General features: G+C 58.3%; 16 protein-coding genes and 1 pseudogene. All 17 read right to left on the reverse strand.

Annotation, left to right across the window (positions count from 1 at the left end):
- Positions 1-34 precede the first annotated feature (34 nt).
- The 17 genes and pseudogenes from OF385_RS11125 to fusA all read right to left on the reverse strand — a co-directional run bounded on the left by OF385_RS11125 (position 35) and on the right by fusA (position 15,624).
- Entirely contained in the window at positions 35-205 is a 171-nt protein-coding gene (locus OF385_RS11125; RefSeq protein WP_264275434.1) for a hypothetical protein, read from the reverse strand.
- A 47-nt stretch (positions 206-252) separates the two neighbouring features.
- Positions 253-438 (reverse strand): annotated as a pseudogene (locus OF385_RS16750) (RidA family protein); the annotation flags it as partial.
- A gap of 114 nt (positions 439-552) precedes the next feature.
- Positions 553-840 (reverse strand): 30S ribosomal protein S17, encoded by a 288-nt coding sequence (rpsQ, locus tag OF385_RS11130; protein WP_013349679.1) that lies wholly within the window; start codon positions 838-840, stop codon positions 553-555.
- The gene (gene rpmC, locus OF385_RS11135) at positions 840-1,103 is read right to left on the reverse strand and encodes a 50S ribosomal protein L29 (protein ID WP_022874130.1); all 264 of its coding nucleotides are present in this window, start codon (positions 1,101-1,103) and stop codon (positions 840-842) included. Before rpmC ends, rpsQ begins: the two co-directional genes overlap by 1 nt.
- Positions 1,104-1,105: 2 nt before the next feature.
- Positions 1,106-1,522 (reverse strand): 50S ribosomal protein L16, encoded by a 417-nt coding sequence (rplP, locus tag OF385_RS11140; protein WP_264275435.1) that lies wholly within the window; start codon positions 1,520-1,522, stop codon positions 1,106-1,108.
- On the reverse strand, positions 1,523-2,308 hold the full coding sequence (gene rpsC, locus OF385_RS11145) for a 30S ribosomal protein S3 (protein WP_022874132.1): 786 nt from the start codon (positions 2,306-2,308) through the stop codon (positions 1,523-1,525).
- Positions 2,309-2,671, reverse strand: coding sequence for a 50S ribosomal protein L22 (gene rplV / locus OF385_RS11150; protein WP_022874133.1), 363 nt, complete (start codon positions 2,669-2,671; stop codon positions 2,309-2,311).
- A gap of 59 nt (positions 2,672-2,730) precedes the next feature.
- Positions 2,731-3,012, reverse strand: a complete 282-nt coding sequence (rpsS, locus tag OF385_RS11155) for a 30S ribosomal protein S19 (protein WP_022874134.1) — start codon at positions 3,010-3,012, stop codon at positions 2,731-2,733.
- Positions 3,013-3,024: 12 nt separating this feature from the next.
- Positions 3,025-3,864, reverse strand: coding sequence for a 50S ribosomal protein L2 (rplB, locus tag OF385_RS11160; protein ID WP_022874135.1), 840 nt, complete (start codon positions 3,862-3,864; stop codon positions 3,025-3,027).
- 33 nt (positions 3,865-3,897) lie between these two features.
- Positions 3,898-4,200, reverse strand: coding sequence for a 50S ribosomal protein L23 (gene rplW, locus OF385_RS11165; RefSeq protein ID WP_022874136.1), 303 nt, complete (start codon positions 4,198-4,200; stop codon positions 3,898-3,900).
- The gene (rplD, locus tag OF385_RS11170; RefSeq protein ID WP_022874137.1) at positions 4,197-4,799 is read right to left on the reverse strand and encodes a 50S ribosomal protein L4; all 603 of its coding nucleotides are present in this window, start codon (positions 4,797-4,799) and stop codon (positions 4,197-4,199) included. The genes rplW and rplD overlap by 4 nt, the downstream gene beginning before the upstream one ends.
- 4 nt (positions 4,800-4,803) lie before the next feature.
- Positions 4,804-5,454 carry a 50S ribosomal protein L3 gene (gene rplC / locus OF385_RS11175; protein WP_022874138.1) on the reverse strand — a complete coding sequence of 217 codons (651 nt, stop codon included), beginning with the start codon at positions 5,452-5,454 and terminating at the stop codon, positions 4,804-4,806.
- A 20-nt stretch (positions 5,455-5,474) separates the two neighbouring features.
- Positions 5,475-5,783 carry a 30S ribosomal protein S10 gene (gene rpsJ, locus OF385_RS11180; RefSeq protein WP_013349689.1) on the reverse strand — a complete coding sequence of 103 codons (309 nt, stop codon included), beginning with the start codon at positions 5,781-5,783 and terminating at the stop codon, positions 5,475-5,477.
- A 421-nt stretch (positions 5,784-6,204) separates the two neighbouring features.
- Positions 6,205-9,954 carry a hypothetical protein gene (locus OF385_RS11185; RefSeq protein ID WP_264275436.1) on the reverse strand — a complete coding sequence of 1,250 codons (3,750 nt, stop codon included), beginning with the start codon at positions 9,952-9,954 and terminating at the stop codon, positions 6,205-6,207.
- A 167-nt stretch (positions 9,955-10,121) separates the two neighbouring features.
- Positions 10,122-11,459, reverse strand: a complete 1,338-nt coding sequence (gene ltrA, locus OF385_RS11190; RefSeq protein ID WP_264275437.1) for a group II intron reverse transcriptase/maturase — start codon at positions 11,457-11,459, stop codon at positions 10,122-10,124.
- A gap of 618 nt (positions 11,460-12,077) precedes the next feature.
- Positions 12,078-13,268 carry an elongation factor Tu gene (gene tuf / locus OF385_RS11195; protein ID WP_022874140.1) on the reverse strand — a complete coding sequence of 397 codons (1,191 nt, stop codon included), beginning with the start codon at positions 13,266-13,268 and terminating at the stop codon, positions 12,078-12,080.
- A gap of 241 nt (positions 13,269-13,509) precedes the next feature.
- Complete coding sequence (gene fusA, locus OF385_RS11200) at positions 13,510-15,624, reverse strand: elongation factor G (RefSeq protein WP_264275438.1); 2,115 nt, start codon at positions 15,622-15,624, stop codon at positions 13,510-13,512.
- Positions 15,625-15,676: the final 52 nt, after the last annotated feature.

The following is a 15,676-nucleotide window of genomic DNA, read 5'->3' on the forward strand; positions in this document are numbered from 1 at the left end:
GGATACGCTGACTCGTGTTTTGGCAATCCGTGTCCTAATCAATGGCCAACGGCGCAACTGCGTTGATTTCAAACAGACCGCCAGGGATGCCTCGCTGGGAAACAATGGTAGCGCACGTCAGCGGTGGTTCTTCTGAAGCTGGTTCGGTGCCGATAGCCGCATAGGTGCTAATGATATATACGTCCTCCAGCAAAGGACGTTCCATTGGACACCCTCGTCAAACTTTGCCCCGGTTGCTGCCAACGCTGCGTTTGCATTGTGTAACCCATCCTTTGCTTGTTCCTCGGCATTGCCTTCGCCGATCAGTGTGCCATCGGCATCAACCGCCTTCTGCCCGACAAGGTAGACGGTGCTGGCTCCCGGCGCAACGATGGCTACGTACCTGCAGGCGGGCGACCGGGCAAGGACTCCTGGGCGCAGTCTCTGAAGTGATTGCATGATCCAGTGCCGTATCCGCGAACTATAGGGAGAATGCAGAAATGCCCCGAACTCTTCTTGCGAAGTGTTCGGGGCATTCTTCAATCACGAGATCCGTGAAATCGAAGCGAAGGCTTACTTAGCCTTCTCTACGATCTCAACGAGACGCCAACGCTTGTCAGCAGACAGCGGGCGGGTCTCAGCGATGACAACCAAGTCGCCGATGCCGGCTTCGTTGTTCTCATCGTGAGCCTTGACGTTCTTGTTGCGACGCATGACCTTGCCGTAAAGGGCGTGCTTCACACGGTCCTCGACGTCAACGACGATGGTCTTCTGCATCTTGTCGGAAACCACGTAACCACGGAGGGTCTTGCGGTCGTTACGCTCGGTAGCGTTATCCACACCGTTCTCCTTCTCGCTCATTACTTGGATTCCTTCTTGGTTTCTTCAACCGGAACGACGACATCCTGACGAATGCCCAGCTCGCGCTCGCGCAGCACAGTGTAGATGCGGGCGATATCGCGCTTGATAGCCTTCAGGTTCGCGTTGCTCTCCAGCTGGCCGGTAGCCGACTGGAAGCGCAGGTTGAACAGTTCTGCCTTGGCCTTCTTCAATTCCTCGTTCAAACGAGCGGTATCGAAGCCGTCCAGGGACTCAATGCTAAGGTCCTTAGAACCGATAGACATCCCTATTCACCACCTTCACGACGCACGATGCGTGCCTTCATTGGCAGCTTGTGGATTGCAAGACGCAATGCCTCTTTAGCTACCTCTTCACTGACGCCACCGAGTTCAAACATGACTCGTCCTGGCTTGACGTTGGCGACCCACCATTCAGGTGAACCCTTACCGGAACCCATACGGGTTTCAGCAGGCTTCTTGGTCAGCGGACGGTCTGGGTAGATGTTGATCCACACCTTACCGCCACGCTTGATGTAACGGGTCATTGCGATACGAGCGGCTTCGATCTGACGGTTAGTCACGTAAGCCGGGGTCAACGCCTGGATACCGAACTCACCGAAGTTAACGGTGGTTCCGCCCTTGGCAGCACCCGAACGCTTTGGGTGGTGCTGCTTACGGAACTTGACTCGACGTGGGATAAGCATTTAAGCCTCTCCTCCTTCCGCAGCAGGAGCTGCAGCGCCCTTGTTACGGTCGTTACGACGACGGCGTTCGCCGCCACGTGGACGATCGTTGCCACCGCGGCCGCCGCGAGCTGGAGCAGCAGCAGCCTGCTGTGCAGCCAGTTCCTTGGCGGTTACGTCACCCTTGTAGATCCAAACCTTCACGCCGATACGGCCGAAGGTGGTCTTGGCTTCGAACTTGCCGAAGTCGATGTTCGCACGCAGGGTGTGCAGCGGCACACGACCTTCGCGGTAGAACTCCTTGCGGGACATTTCTGCACCGCCAAGACGACCGGAGCACTGAACGCGGATGCCCTTGGCACCAGCGCGCATTGCCGACTGCATTGCCTTCTTCATCGCACGGCGGAAAGCCACGCGGGAAGCAAGCTGCTCGGCGATGCCCTGGGCGACCAACTGGGCCTCCATGTCAGGGTTCTTGACCTCGAGGATGTTCAGCTGAACCTGCTTCTTGGTGAGCTTTTCCAGCTCGCCGCGAATACGGTCGGCTTCTGCACCACGGCGACCGATGACGATACCTGGACGTGCAGTGTGGATATCCACACGTACGCGGTCACGGGTGCGTTCGATCTCTACGCGGGCGATACCTGCACGGTCCATACCCTTGGACAGCAGTGCACGGATCTGTACGTCTTCTTTTACGTAGTCCGCGTAACGCTGGCCTGGCTTGCTGGAATCAGCGAACCAGTGCGAGATGTGGTCAGTGGTGATGCCGAGACGGAAACCGTTCGGATTGACCTTCTGTCCCATTTAGTTCTCCCCACCCTTCTGGGTTGAAACAACCACAGTCACGTGGCTGGTGCGCTTCTTGATCTGGAATGCGCGACCCTGTGCACGCGGCTGGAACCGCTTCATGGTCGGACCTTCGTCAACAAACGCTTCGCTGATAATCAGCTCGTCCTCATTGAATGCTTCACCTGCGCGGTCCGCGGCGGCACGGGCGTTAGCCACTGCCGATGCGACAACCTTGTATACCGGCTCCGAAGCTGCCTGTGGGGCAAACTTCAAGATGGCCAGTGCCTCGTTGGTCTGCAGACCACGAACAAGGTTGACGACGCGCCGGGCCTTCATAGGCGTTACGCGGATGTGACGCGCAATTGCCTTGGCTTCCATTGCTATCCTTCTCTCGTCTATCGAAGAAGTGCTAAGCGATACTAGTACCCTTGCGGGGCCTAGCGGCGCTTGCCCTTCTTGTCGTCCTTTACGTGGCCACGGAACGTACGGGTTGGGGCAAACTCTCCGAGCTTGTGTCCAACCATCGATTCGGTGACGAACACAGGAATGTGCTTGCGACCGTCGTGTACGGCGATGGTGTGTCCCAGCATGTCCGGGATGATCATCGAACGGCGGGACCACGTCTTGATGACGTTCTTGGTGCCCTTTTCGTTTTCAGCAACGACCTTCAGGAACAGGTGCTGATCGACGAAGGGGCCTTTCTTCAGGCTGCGTGGCATGTTTCCAGGCTCCTATCGCTTGTTCTTGCCGGTCTTGCGACGACGCACAATGAGCTTGTCGCTTTCCTTGTTCGGACGACGGGTGCGTCCTTCACGCTTACCGTTAGGGTTGACCGGGTGACGACCACCGGAGGTCTTACCTTCACCACCACCGTGTGGGTGGTCAACTGGGTTCATGACAACGCCACGAACGGTTGGGCGAACGCCCTTCCAGCGCATACGGCCGGCCTTGCCCCAGTTGATGTTGATCTGCTCAGCGTTGCCAACTTCGCCGATGGTTGCGCGGCAGCGCACATCAACGTTGCGGATTTCGCCCGAAGGCAAACGCAGCTGAGCGAAGCGGCCCTCACGGGCTACCAGCTGGATCGAAGCACCTGCGGAACGAGCCATCTTGGCGCCGCCACCTGGGCGGAGCTCCACAGCGTGGATCACGGTACCAACCGGGATGTTACGCAGTGGCAGGTTGTTACCTGGCTTGATGTCAGCGTTTGCGCCGGCCTCAATCTGGTCACCCTGCTTGAGGTTGTTCGGTGCGATGATGTAGCGCTTGGTGCCATCCACGTAGTGGAGCAGAGCGATACGAGCGGTACGGTTCGGGTCGTACTCGATGTGAGCGACCTTTGCCGGAACGCCGTCCTTATCGTGACGACGGAAGTCGATAACACGGTAAGCGCGCTTGTGTCCGCCACCCTTGTGTCGGGTGGTGATCTTACCGGAGTTGTTACGGCCGCCAGTCTTGGTGAGTGGGCGAACCAGCGACTTTTCCGGAGTCGATCGGGTGATTTCTGCGAAGTCGGCTACCGACGAGCCGCGGAGGCCCGGGGTAGTCGGCTTGTACTTACGAATTCCCATTTATTTTCTATTCCTCGTTAAAGTGGTCTCCGCTTAGGAAAGCGGACCGCCGAAGATGTCAATCGAGCCTTCCTTCAGGGTGATGATGGCACGCTTGGTGTTCTTGCGTGCACCCCACCCGAAGCGGGTGCGCTTGCGCTTACCGGCTCGGTTGATGGTGTTTACGGAATCAACCTTGACGTTGAAGATAGCTTCAACGGCGTACTTGATTTCCGTCTTGTTGGAGCTCGGTGCCACCTCGAAGGTGTACTGACCTTGATCGATCAGACCGTAGCTCTTTTCCGATACGACTGGTGCGATGACCACGTCGTGTGGAGCCTTGGAGTTGATGCTCACTTGGCTTCCTCCTTCTGGACCAGGGCGTCGAAGGCAGCCTTGGTGAAGACTACGTCATCCGAAACCAGAACATCGTAGGTGTTCAGCTGGTCGACGTACAGAACGTGCACAAGGTCGAGGTTGCGAACCGAAAGGGCTGCAACATCGTTGGCGCGATCGATGACGACAAGCAGGTTCTTGCGCTCGGTGAGCGAACGCAAGGTAGCCAGAGCTTCCTTGGTCGATGGGGTTTCCCCTGCAACCAAGTTCTCAATCACGTGAACGCGACCGAAGCGTGCGCGATCAGACAAAGCGCCGCGCAGTGCAGCAGCCTTCATCTTCTTCGGGGTACGCTGCGAGTAATCACGTGGGGTTGGACCGTGGACAATGCCGCCGCCGGTCATGTGAGGAGCACGGATCGAACCCTGACGAGCGCGGCCGGTACCCTTCTGCTTGAACGGCTTGCGACCTGCACCCGAAACCTCGGAGCGGTCCTTGGTCTTGTGGGTACCCTGGCGGGCAGCAGCAAGCTGTGCAACGACAACCTGGTGCAGCAGCGGGACGTTGGTCTGCACGTCGAAGATCTCTGCAGGCAGTTCGACGTTAAGTGCCTTAGTCATTTACTTATGCTCCCTTCACGGCGTTGCGTACGAGAACGACGCGGCCGCGGGCACCTGGAACGGCACCCTTGATCAGCAGGAGGTTCTTCTCAGCGTCGATAGCGTGAATGGTCAGGTTCTGAGTGGTAACACGCTCAGCACCCATGCGACCAGCCATCTTCTGTCCACGGAAAACGCGACCTGGGGTCGATGCGCCGCCGATGGAACCTGGCTTGCGGTGGTTCTTGTGAGCACCGTGCGATGCGCCAACACCGGAGAAGTTGTGGCGCTTCATCACACCGGCGAAGCCCTTACCCTTGGAGGTGCCAACGACGTCGACCTTCTGGCCGGCTTCGAAGAGCTCCACGGAAAGTTCCTGGCCAGCGGTGTACTCGGCAGCGTCTGCGGTGCGCAGTTCTACCAAGTGACGACGTGGGGTGACGCCTGCAGCCTCGAAGTGACCAGCCAGTGGCTTGGTGACCTTGCGAGGATCGATCTGGCCGTAGCCGATCTGAACTGCGGTGTAGCCATCTCGCTCTTCGTTGATGAGCTTGGTGACAACGTTGCTATCAGCCTGCACGACGGTGACAGGGATCAGGTTGTTGTTCGAATCCCAAACCTGGGTCATGCCGAGCTTCGTGCCCAGCAGGCCCTTGAAATTACGGGTTGCGGTCATAGTTTTCTCGCCACCTCCCCTTAAAGCTTGATTTCGATGTTGACATCCGCTGGCAGGTCGAGACGCATCAGCGAATCAACGGCCTTCGGGGTCGGATCGACGATGTCGATCAGACGCTTGTGCGTGCGCATTTCGAAGTGCTCACGGCTGTCCTTGTACTTGTGTGGCGAACGGATAACGCAGTACACGTTCTTTTCCGTTGGCAGCGGCACTGGGCCGACTACGGTTGCGCCTGCGCGCGTGACCGTCTCAACGATCTTCCGGGCCGAAACGTCAATGACCTCGTGGTCATACGACTTCAGCCGGATGCGGATTTTCTGTCCCGCCATGGCGTCATGCCTCTTTCTGTTAGCACTATCTAAGATTGCTGTGCCTGTATACGGGTTCTTGCGAACCGGCACGCCTTGCGCTGCGACTGAATCCGGATCAGATCCGGGTTCCTCACCCGCAGGAGGCTCCGACCCCCGAACTCGGGCGTGTCGCAAAATTTTCAGTCGCGACAAGACCGCAAAGTTTTCACTCTATCGAAGGCCTTATAATTTGAAGCGGTTGTATCGATCCCGAACCACAGGCATTATCCTGCGTGAGAGCCGATCCCGGTTGTTCAAATCAGATTCGATTACCCCTGCAATGGGGATCGAGTTGCAATCAAGCAACTTATCCAGTCTGACAGGTCGGCAACGATCGTGCAAATCTTTTATAGGCTCCCTGCCCCGTGATCTTGACCTCACCGGCCTGTCAGGACGGCTGCTACCGCTGATCGGGCTCGCGCGGTTCCGCCGGTGGCCACTGATCCGGCTGCTGCTCCGGCGGCTGCATCGGCTGTTGCCAAGGCAAGCGCGCCGGGCCTTGCTGGATCACCGGCTGCTCGTATCCCTGCGGTTCAGGGGCTGACGGGCCAGCCTTGTCGACCTTGACCAGCTTGTAGACCGCGGCGATGATCAGCCCCAGGCCGATGAGCACCAGCCAGAGGAAGACCAGCTCGCGCAGGAACCAGATCACCGAGAGGCTGATGGCGATAGCGCCCCACCAGATGAACAGCCGCTCCCCCAGTTTCAGCCCCCAGGCGATCAGGCAGCCGAAGAAGACCAGCCCCATCACTTGGGTGATCACGTTGGAGTCGATCAAGGAGGCGAAGAGGGTCATGGTCCCGGCCACGGAGGCGGCCATCAGGTAGATCTTCGCCAGGGATCGGTCCACCCGGATAGTGCGCCAGATCACCAAGATCACCGCAACCACGGTGAAGTAGGCCATCATGCTGCTGAACTGCGGCGCATCGATCACCTTCGCATAGGTCGTCAGCGACAGGACCGATGCGAGGAAGATCAAGCCGTCCACGGCGTAGGGCACAGCCGCTGTCGGCAGTTCGAAGTACCGATAGAGCAGGGCCACACCGAAGATCAGCGCCGATCCTCCAATGATGTTCCAGTTTGCCGTCCCATAGCTATGGGCGATGCAACCGGCCAGCAGGAACGCCAGCAGCATGACCGCGAAGTAGATCCGCGAGGCGCCCCCGATTGGGTCTTCATGGCGATAAGCCACGGCTGGATAGCCCGGAGTTGAATCCCGCATCCGTCCATGGAGCATGGAGATCAGATAGAGCAGAACTCCTGTGCCGATCATTGCCCACGCGACATCCATCGATTCAAGCAAGCGTGATCCGCCGGCGTCGCGCGCCTTCATCACCGCCCAAGTGATTGCCCCTGCGAGCAACATCGAAGCGCCAGCTGAGTACCAGGCGCTACGGCGGGTATGCACCATCATGATCATCGCCGCCGCGATCAGCGCGAGGGAGATGACTGCCCACCACGACTCCTGCTGCCACGCGGCGGCCACTACGGCGGGCAAGAAGATGGCCAGGCCTGTGGCCGTGGAGCAGTTGCGCTTCCCGCGCCATTTCCATTCAAGAGCCATGGCCGCCAGCACCATCACCAGCAGCAGCACCGCCGCTGCTTCTTCGCTCCACCAGCGCGAACGGATCCAACCGGAGTCATCGGCCAGCTGCTGCGCTTGGACGCCGATGACGAGGATCAACGACAGAATTGGCGCGAAAAGGTAATACTGCCGCTTGACACCTTCCAGCTCGACATCTGCCCGGTAGGCCATGATCCCGTGGACCGCGAAGCACAGTGCGGCCAAGAGGACGACGCCACGGTCATAGCCATCCGCAATGGTCGCGTAAGCGGCGGTGGCCACCGGGAAGCCGATCAGCATGACGATGGCAATCCAGCGCAGTTCCTTGCGCAGCGGATTATCGTTGCGGATATTGCGTGCCAGCCGGACAAGTTGCGGGATGCTCACTGAGACGAGCAGCAGCGCGAATCGTCCGTGCAGATCAAAGTCCATGTTCTGGGCGAACCACCACACCATGGAGCTGAAGAGCGCCTGGGCCAAGGTGGCGTAGCCGATCTTCCATTCCCTGCTGTTGTCCCGTCGCAGGTTCAGCAGGAAACTCGCCGTCACCGCCGAGCCAATGACCAGGGCGAAGATCCAGTGTCGTTGTTCAAAGCTCAAGACATAGAGCAGCAGCAGAGCACCAGTTTCACCGCCCTTGAGTGATTGCGCCGCCAGCTCCGGCATGACTGGAAGGCCCTTGACGCGCATGGCGGTGGCGATCACCAACGCCGTGGTGGCCACCGTGGTGATCATGAACCAGGTCAAAGCGTGCAGTCCCATGAAATCGAAAGGACTCTGGAGGTAGTGGCCGCTGCCGGCCAGGATTCTGAGATAGCACAAGGAACAGACCGAGATCAGTCCCGAGGCACCCAGCCTTCCCAAGGCATGCGCCTGCGCCATGCCCGTGACATTCAGCTTCTGGCGCCTGAGGCTGAGCGCCCAGAGCGCCAACGCCATCAGCAGGACGGTGATGAGCGTGGCACTGGCAGCCGCCCTGCCAGGGAAGCCGTCGAAGGATTCATGGATCGCGGCACCCACTACGCCGGCGCCGACCAGCAGCAGGCCCCAGCGCACATGGCCATAGACAAGTCGATTCAGCCCACTGGCGCGCTGGTGCGCGATAGTCAGTCCCGCTATGGCCACGGCGACTACCGCGAGCGGGCGCCAACTATGGTGCTGCAGATCCAGCAGGGCAATCAGCGGCAGGAGAGCAATTACCGCGGTTTCGGCTCGCGTTGCGCGGAAGATTCCGAAGAGGCACAGCAGAGCGAAGAGCGGGGCGGCAACATAGCTGAGCACGAAGGAATGGCGCTCATCAGCAAGGAGGTATGCTCCGCTCATGGACACCAGGCCTAGCCCCCACAGCACGCAACGCTCAAGGGTCACATGCTGCCGATCCAGTCCCAGACGGAGTTGGTACGCCGTGGAGTAAACCAGCACTGCGCCCGCTTGCAGAGCGAAGGCGTAGGCCAGGACCAGGGCAATTGTTGAGCCGACGAATCCAAGGTAGTTGCAGCCCGCGAGAAGCATCAGCATGAAGGCCACTCGGGCCGCGAAGAAGCGGGTCAATCGCAGATTGCTCAGGAGCCTCATGCTCATCAATAGCTGCGCAGTGAGCAGTGCGAAGATCCAAAAGAATTCGCGGCTTCCCAGCGATTCGATCAGCAGCCCGGTCAGGGCCACGACGAAAATCGGCAGGAGTTGTGCCGTGCCGAGGATTGCTTGGAAGAAGATGGACTCCTGGACCCGCTGGCTGCGCACCGCCAGGAGCATCAATAGGATGGAGAGCGCCACGAGAATGAGCATGTAGTTCAGGATCCCGCGCTGCATCGTCGCAGCAGAAGCCATGCCGGTGCTGACCAGAATCAAGACCGCTACCCAGGAGAGCACGCGGGACTTGAGCCTCACGGTGGCATAGCCGACGGCCAGCGTTCCGATGACGGAGAAGACCAGCCAGGTGACGGGCCCCGAAATGTCCAGCGTGTTGTACGTGGCAATGGCACACAGAGGCAACAGCGCCAGGCCGGTTCCAGCGAAGGCGGCGCCGGCGGGTCGCAGCGTTGGCTTCACTGCGCAGGTGATCAAGCCACCGGCATAGAAGGCGGCAGCCAGGATGATGAAGGCGATGACTTTGGCGACCGGTGGCAGAGCAAAGCTGAGGAAGAGCGCACCGGCAGCGACGATCATCAGCGCTGCCACGTACAGGGTGATGTTGATATTGCGCAGTTCGCGTTCGCGCTTGGTCAGCACCTTGACGGGCTTGGGCGGAGCAACTGGACGGGCGACGGGCGGCAGCGGGTGTGCTGTCTGGGCTGGTGCGCCGTAGCCCGCGCCTTGCTGCGGACCGGAAGCCGGGGGCTTCGGCGTAAGGGGTGTTTGGGATGGGGCCGGCGATCGCTCATCTGCAGGCGGCGCCTGCGCTGGGGGCTGGACCCCGGTACGGCGCAGATATGCGGTGGCGGCTTCATAGCCTTCCTGCCACGCCTCACGCAATCGTTCGGGGCTCGGTTCCGAGAGCTGTCGGGGCTGGTTTAGACCTCTGGAGCGCCCAAAGAAGTAGGCACCCACGATGAGCAGGACAAGGACAACGATCAACCCGGTCATTAGAGCCACTCCCCTAGTGAAATTTCAGTGCGCCTTCCAATTAGACCAGCTTATTGAAATACTCACTAGTTCGAGTTTCATGTTAAGCAATCGAGTAGGTGGGGGTGTCTAGCCCCCACCTCTCACACCACCAGGACATGCGGGCCCGCATCCGGCGGTTCGCTAGGTCACTGAAAACGCTCCCAAGCCCGGCGAAAGAACACCACACCCAACTCCTCCCAATAGGAAGTCGGCAAGGCACGGTGAAGAATCGGGGACTTCGCCACGCGCCAAAAGGCACGCGAGCTGTTCCCCCACTGATAAGCCTTATCCTTAACAATCCCCAGACGGCGAAGATTCGCCACCCGAGTACGAGGAAGCTTCCACTCCTTCCAGCGGATCTGACGTAAACGGCGCCTGAACCATTCATCAAGATCAGAGAACTTCCCCGGCGTCACAGACAACCGGAAGTAGCCCATCCAACCCCGAACAAAACGATTCAACTGCTCGATACGGTAGTCCATCGACACACTCCACCGCCGAGAAGTCAGATCTCGGATCCGTTGCTTCATGCGTTTGAACGCCTTCGGAGCAACCTTGATCCTGACTTTCGACCCTTTGACGAAGTAGAAACCAAAACCCAGCAACGTAGCTACACTCGCCGGATTGATCACTGATTTCTGCCGATTGACCCTCAACTTCAAACGCTGTTCAAGGACTTTCGTCGCCTGATCCAGCACCCGTTGAGCTGCCCGTTTCGACTTCACAAAAATTCTGATGTCATCGGCATACCGCACGAAACGGTGATCCCTCGACCAGAACTCCTGATCAAAATCATCCAACATGATATTCGAGAGCAACGGCGACAAAGGAGACCCCTGCGGGGTTCCCTCCACCGTTTCCCGGCGAACACCCTGCGCCATGATCCCAGCCGTCAAATACTTGCGAACAAGCTTCAGAACTCGCTTGTCTTTCACCTTCCGCGCAACCCTGGACATCAGCACGTCATGGTTCACCCGATCAAAGAACGCATCAAGATCAACCTCCACAACCCACCGATACCCCTGCTCGATGGCCTCACGAGCCATCGAAGCAGCGTCGTGGGCGCTTTTGCCCGGCCGGAACCCGTAGGAGACCGGCACGAACCCCTCATCGAAAATCGGGGACAAGACTTGCGCGAGAGCCTGTTGAATCAACCGATCCAACACGGACGGAACACCCAGCATCCGTTCCCCAGCGTCAGGCTTCGGAATCATCACCTGACGCACCGGCAACGGCGCATACGTTCCAGCATCAAGCGCCTTCCGAGTCTCCATCCAATGCTCATGGCACCATGCGCGCAACTCATGCGCTTCAAGGCCGTCAACACCGGCAGAACCCTTATTCCGCTCAACACGTTTCAATGCAACCAACAAGTTCCCTCGCGAGAACACCTGCTCCCACAGATCGACTTGTTGATCCCTGATGTCTTCCCCATCAGCCACCGGTTCAACGCTACGCGCAAGAAAATACTCTCCCGGATTCACCGGTACCATCCTCCCTCTGCCCCACCACGTCCGTGGGTTTTCTGCGATGATCGCGTGAGCACGAGAACTCATGCTTCAGTCCATCAATTCCCAGCGTTCAGCCCTTCCCTGCCTCCCTCATCAACCACAACGGGTCTCGGGCAAACGATCGGGTTCCTCACCCGACGCGATTCCCAGGCAGGTACTATGACCTCTGCTGACTTCTGCCCCATCAGTATCTGACCTCACGACCAGAACCGCCCCACCCGTCCAAGGACTGGTGGTGCACTGGGACAGACCTCCCCAGATAAGAACATTCACTTTCACCCTGCGCCTGCCACATTTACACACCTGCCGTTTTGATGGAGCGGGCTTCACCATCTCTTGCTGGCTTACCCCGACAAACATGCCTTATATGTGATTCGTGTTCCTCAGTGCAGAGGTTTGCCTCCGGCTTCCTTCCCACCCCACCTCGCGGTGACGCAGTTGCCTTCAGCTAAGCCTTAAACCACCTTCTCGGCCAGAGGACTTTCACCTCCAAGTAAATGCCCATGCTGGGCGTACAAAAAATTCCCCCAGCACTGCATTAGTGCTGGGGGAATTCTCAGATCTCTATGGATCTAAATCATCAAGTAATGACTACTTGGTGATCGAGGTGACCTTGCCCGAACCAACGGTGCGGCCGCCTTCGCGAATTGCGAAGCCGAGGCCCTCTTCCATAGCGATTGGCTGGATCAGCTCAACCGACATTTCGGTGTTGTCGCCAGGCATAACCATTTCGGTGCCCTCTGGGAGGGTGATAACGCCGGTAACGTCGGTGGTGCGGAAGTAGAACTGCGGACGGTAGTTCGAGTAGAACGGGTTGTGACGTCCGCCTTCGTCCTTCGACAGGATGTAGACGTTAGCTTCGAAGTTGGTGTGTGGGGTGATGGAGCCTGGGGCTACAACAACCTGGCCACGCTCAACGTCGTCGCGCTTCAGACCGCGAAGCAGCAGACCACAGTTCTCGCCTGCCCATGCTTCGTCGAGCTGCTTGTGGAACATCTCGATACCGGTAACGGTGGTCTTCTGGATTGGGCGGATGCCAACAATCTCAACTTCCGAGTTGATGGCAAGGGTGCCACGCTCGGCGCGACCGGTAACAACGGTACCGCGACCGGTGATGGTGAAGACATCCTCGATAGGCATCAGGAATGGCTTGTCACGGTCACGTACTGGGTCTGGAATGAAGGTGTCGACAGCTTCCATCAGTTCCTCAACAGCTGCAACCCACTTCTCGTCGCCTTCCAGAGCCTTCAGGCCGGAAACGCGAACAACTGGTGCGTCGTCGCCATCGAAGCCCTGGGAGGACAGAAGTTCGCGAACTTCCATCTCCACGAGCTCGAGCAGCTCTTCGTCATCAACCATGTCAGACTTGTTCAGTGCGACCATCAGGGTAGGAACACCAACCTGGCGGGCCAGCAGAACGTGCTCGCGGGTCTGAGCCATTGGACCATCGGTAGCAGCAACCACGAGGATTGCGCCGTCCATCTGAGCAGCACCGGTGATCATGTTCTTGACATAGTCAGCGTGGCCTGGAGCGTCAACGTGTGCGTAGTGGCGCTTTTCGGTCTGGTACTCAATGTGCGAGATATTGATGGTAATACCGCGCTGGCGCTCTTCTGGAGCCGAGTCGATGTTAGCGAAGTCGCGCTTTTCGTTCAGGTCTGGGTACTTGTCAGCCAGAACCTTGGAGATAGCTGCGGTCAGAGTGGTCTTACCGTGGTCAACGTGACCGATGGTACCAATGTTGACGTGCGGCTTGTTGCGCTCGAACTTTGCCTTTGCCACAAGTTCCTCCTAGAAACATTTACAGAAGACTTTTTTCGTCTGCGCGGTTCGCAAACGAACTTCAAACAGTCTACTGGGGGCGTTGATAATTTTGGAAATTTCGGTCCTCTGCGGGCCCTGCATGTGATGCAAATCCCTCGTTGGCCGTTTGCGGGGCCGGCCTCAATGGCGTTGAAGCCGGCTCCGCGATCGGCCACTTCCCCACAATGGGGGTCACGGCCAAGTTTTGGTTCCGAGACGGTTACTCGCCGCGGGACTTCTGAACGATCTCGTCGGCAACTGCCTTCGGGACCTCAGAGTAGCTGTCGAAGGTCATCGAGTAAACTGCACGACCCTGGGTCTTCGAACGCAGGTCACCAATGTAACCAAACATCTCAGACAGTGGAACGCCAGCCTTGATGACCTTGACGCCTGCAGCGTCGGACATCTCGGTGATCGAGCCACGGCGGGAGTTCAGGTCGCCGATAACGTCGCCCATGTACTCTTCCGGGGTACGAACTTCAACGCTCATCAGTGGTTCGAGCAGAACAGGGTTAGCGCGGCGTGCGCCTTCCTTGAATACCTGCGAACCAGCGATCTTGAACGCCATTTCCGAGGAGTCAACATCGTGGTATGCACCATCGATGAGGGTAGCCTTCACGCCAACCAGTGGGTAGCCGGCCAGGATGCCGTACTGCATTGCTTCCTGGATACCAGCGTCAACGGATGGGATGTATTCACGAGGCACACGACCACCGGTTACGGCGTTCTTGAACTCGTAGGTTACGCCATCGACAACTTCCAGAGGCTCGAACGAGACCTGGACCTTTGCGAACTGACCCGAACCACCGGTCTGCTTCTTGTGGGTGAAGTCAACCTTCTCCACAGCCTTCTTGATGGTTTCGCGGTATGCAACCTGTGGCTTACCAACGTTTGCTTCCACGCGGAATTCGCGCTTCATGCGGTCAACCAGGATGTCGAGGTGAAGCTCGCCCATGCCGCCGATTTCGGTCTGGCCGGTGTCTTCGTTCAACGAAACGGTGAAGGTTGGATCTTCTGCGGACAGCTTCTGGATAGCGGTCGACAGCTTCTCCTGGTCACCCTTGGTCTTTGGTTCGATAGCCACGAAGATCACTGGATCTGGGAAGCTCATCGATTCAAGAACGATTGGGTTAGCTGGATCGCAAAGGGTATCACCGGTGGTGGTATCCTTCAGGCCGATCACGGCGTAGATGTGACCTGCGTGGATCTCTTCTACCGGATTCTCCTTGTTGGAGTGCATCTGGAAGAGCTTGCCAACGCGTTCCTTCTTCTGCTTGGTGGAGTTCAGCAGCTGAGCGCCAGACTCTACCTTGCCGGAGTAAACGCGGATGAAGTTGAGCTGACCGAAGAATGGGTGAGCAGCAATCTTGAAAGCCAGTGCCGAGAATGGTGCATCCTCGGAAGGCTCGCGGGTGAGCTCGATTTCTTCGTTCTTTGGATCGTGACCGACCATTGCGCCAACATCCAGTGGGGATGGCAGGTATTCAATCACAGCGTCGAGCATTGGCTGCACGCCGCGGTTTTTGAAGGCCGAACCACAGAATACCGGGTAAGCTTCGGAGTTCACGGTCAGCTTGCGGATGCCAGCCTTGAGTTCCTCGATGGTGATTTCTTCACCTTCGAGGTACTTCTCCATGAGCTCTTCGGAAGCCTCGGCAACATCTTCAACCAGCTTGGCGCGGTACTCTTCAGCACGCTCGACCAGGTCGGCAGGGATTTCGCGGGTTTCGTAAGCAGCACCCATGGTGACGTCGCCCTTGGCGTCGCCTTCCCAGACGAATGCCTTCATGCTCAGCAGGTCTACAACGCCGGTGAACTCGGACTCGGAACCGATTGGCAGCTGCATAACCAGCGGCTTGGCACCAAGGCGCTTGACGATGGTTTCTACGGTGAAGTAGAAGTCAGCGCCCAGCTTGTCCATCTTGTTGACGAAGCAGATACGAGGAACGTCGTACTTGTCAGCCTGGCGCCAAACGGTCTCAGACTGAGGCTCAACGCCTTCCTTGCCATCGAACACGGCAACGGCGCCATCGAGCACGCGCAGCGAGCGCTCCACCTCAACGGTGAAGTCAACGTGGCCTGGGGTATCGATGATGTTGATCTGGTTCTTGTTCCAGAAGCAAGTCACGGCCGCGGAGGTAATGGTGATACCGCGTTCCTTTTCCTGCTCCATCCAGTCGGTGGTCGACGCACCGTCGTGGGTCTCACCGAGCTTGTGGTTCACACCCGTGTAGAAAAGGATGCGCTCAGTAGTAGTGGTCTTACCGGCATCGATGTGGGCCATGATGCCGATATTGCGGACCTTGTTCAGGTCAGTAAGCACGTCCTGTGCCACGTTGTCTCCCTAAAAGGTGAGGCGAGAACTGCTGGGCATCGGTTGATGCCCA

The organism is Glutamicibacter sp. JL.03c (assembly GCF_025854375.1).
In the GTDB taxonomy this organism is placed as follows: domain Bacteria; phylum Actinomycetota; class Actinomycetes; order Actinomycetales; family Micrococcaceae; genus Glutamicibacter.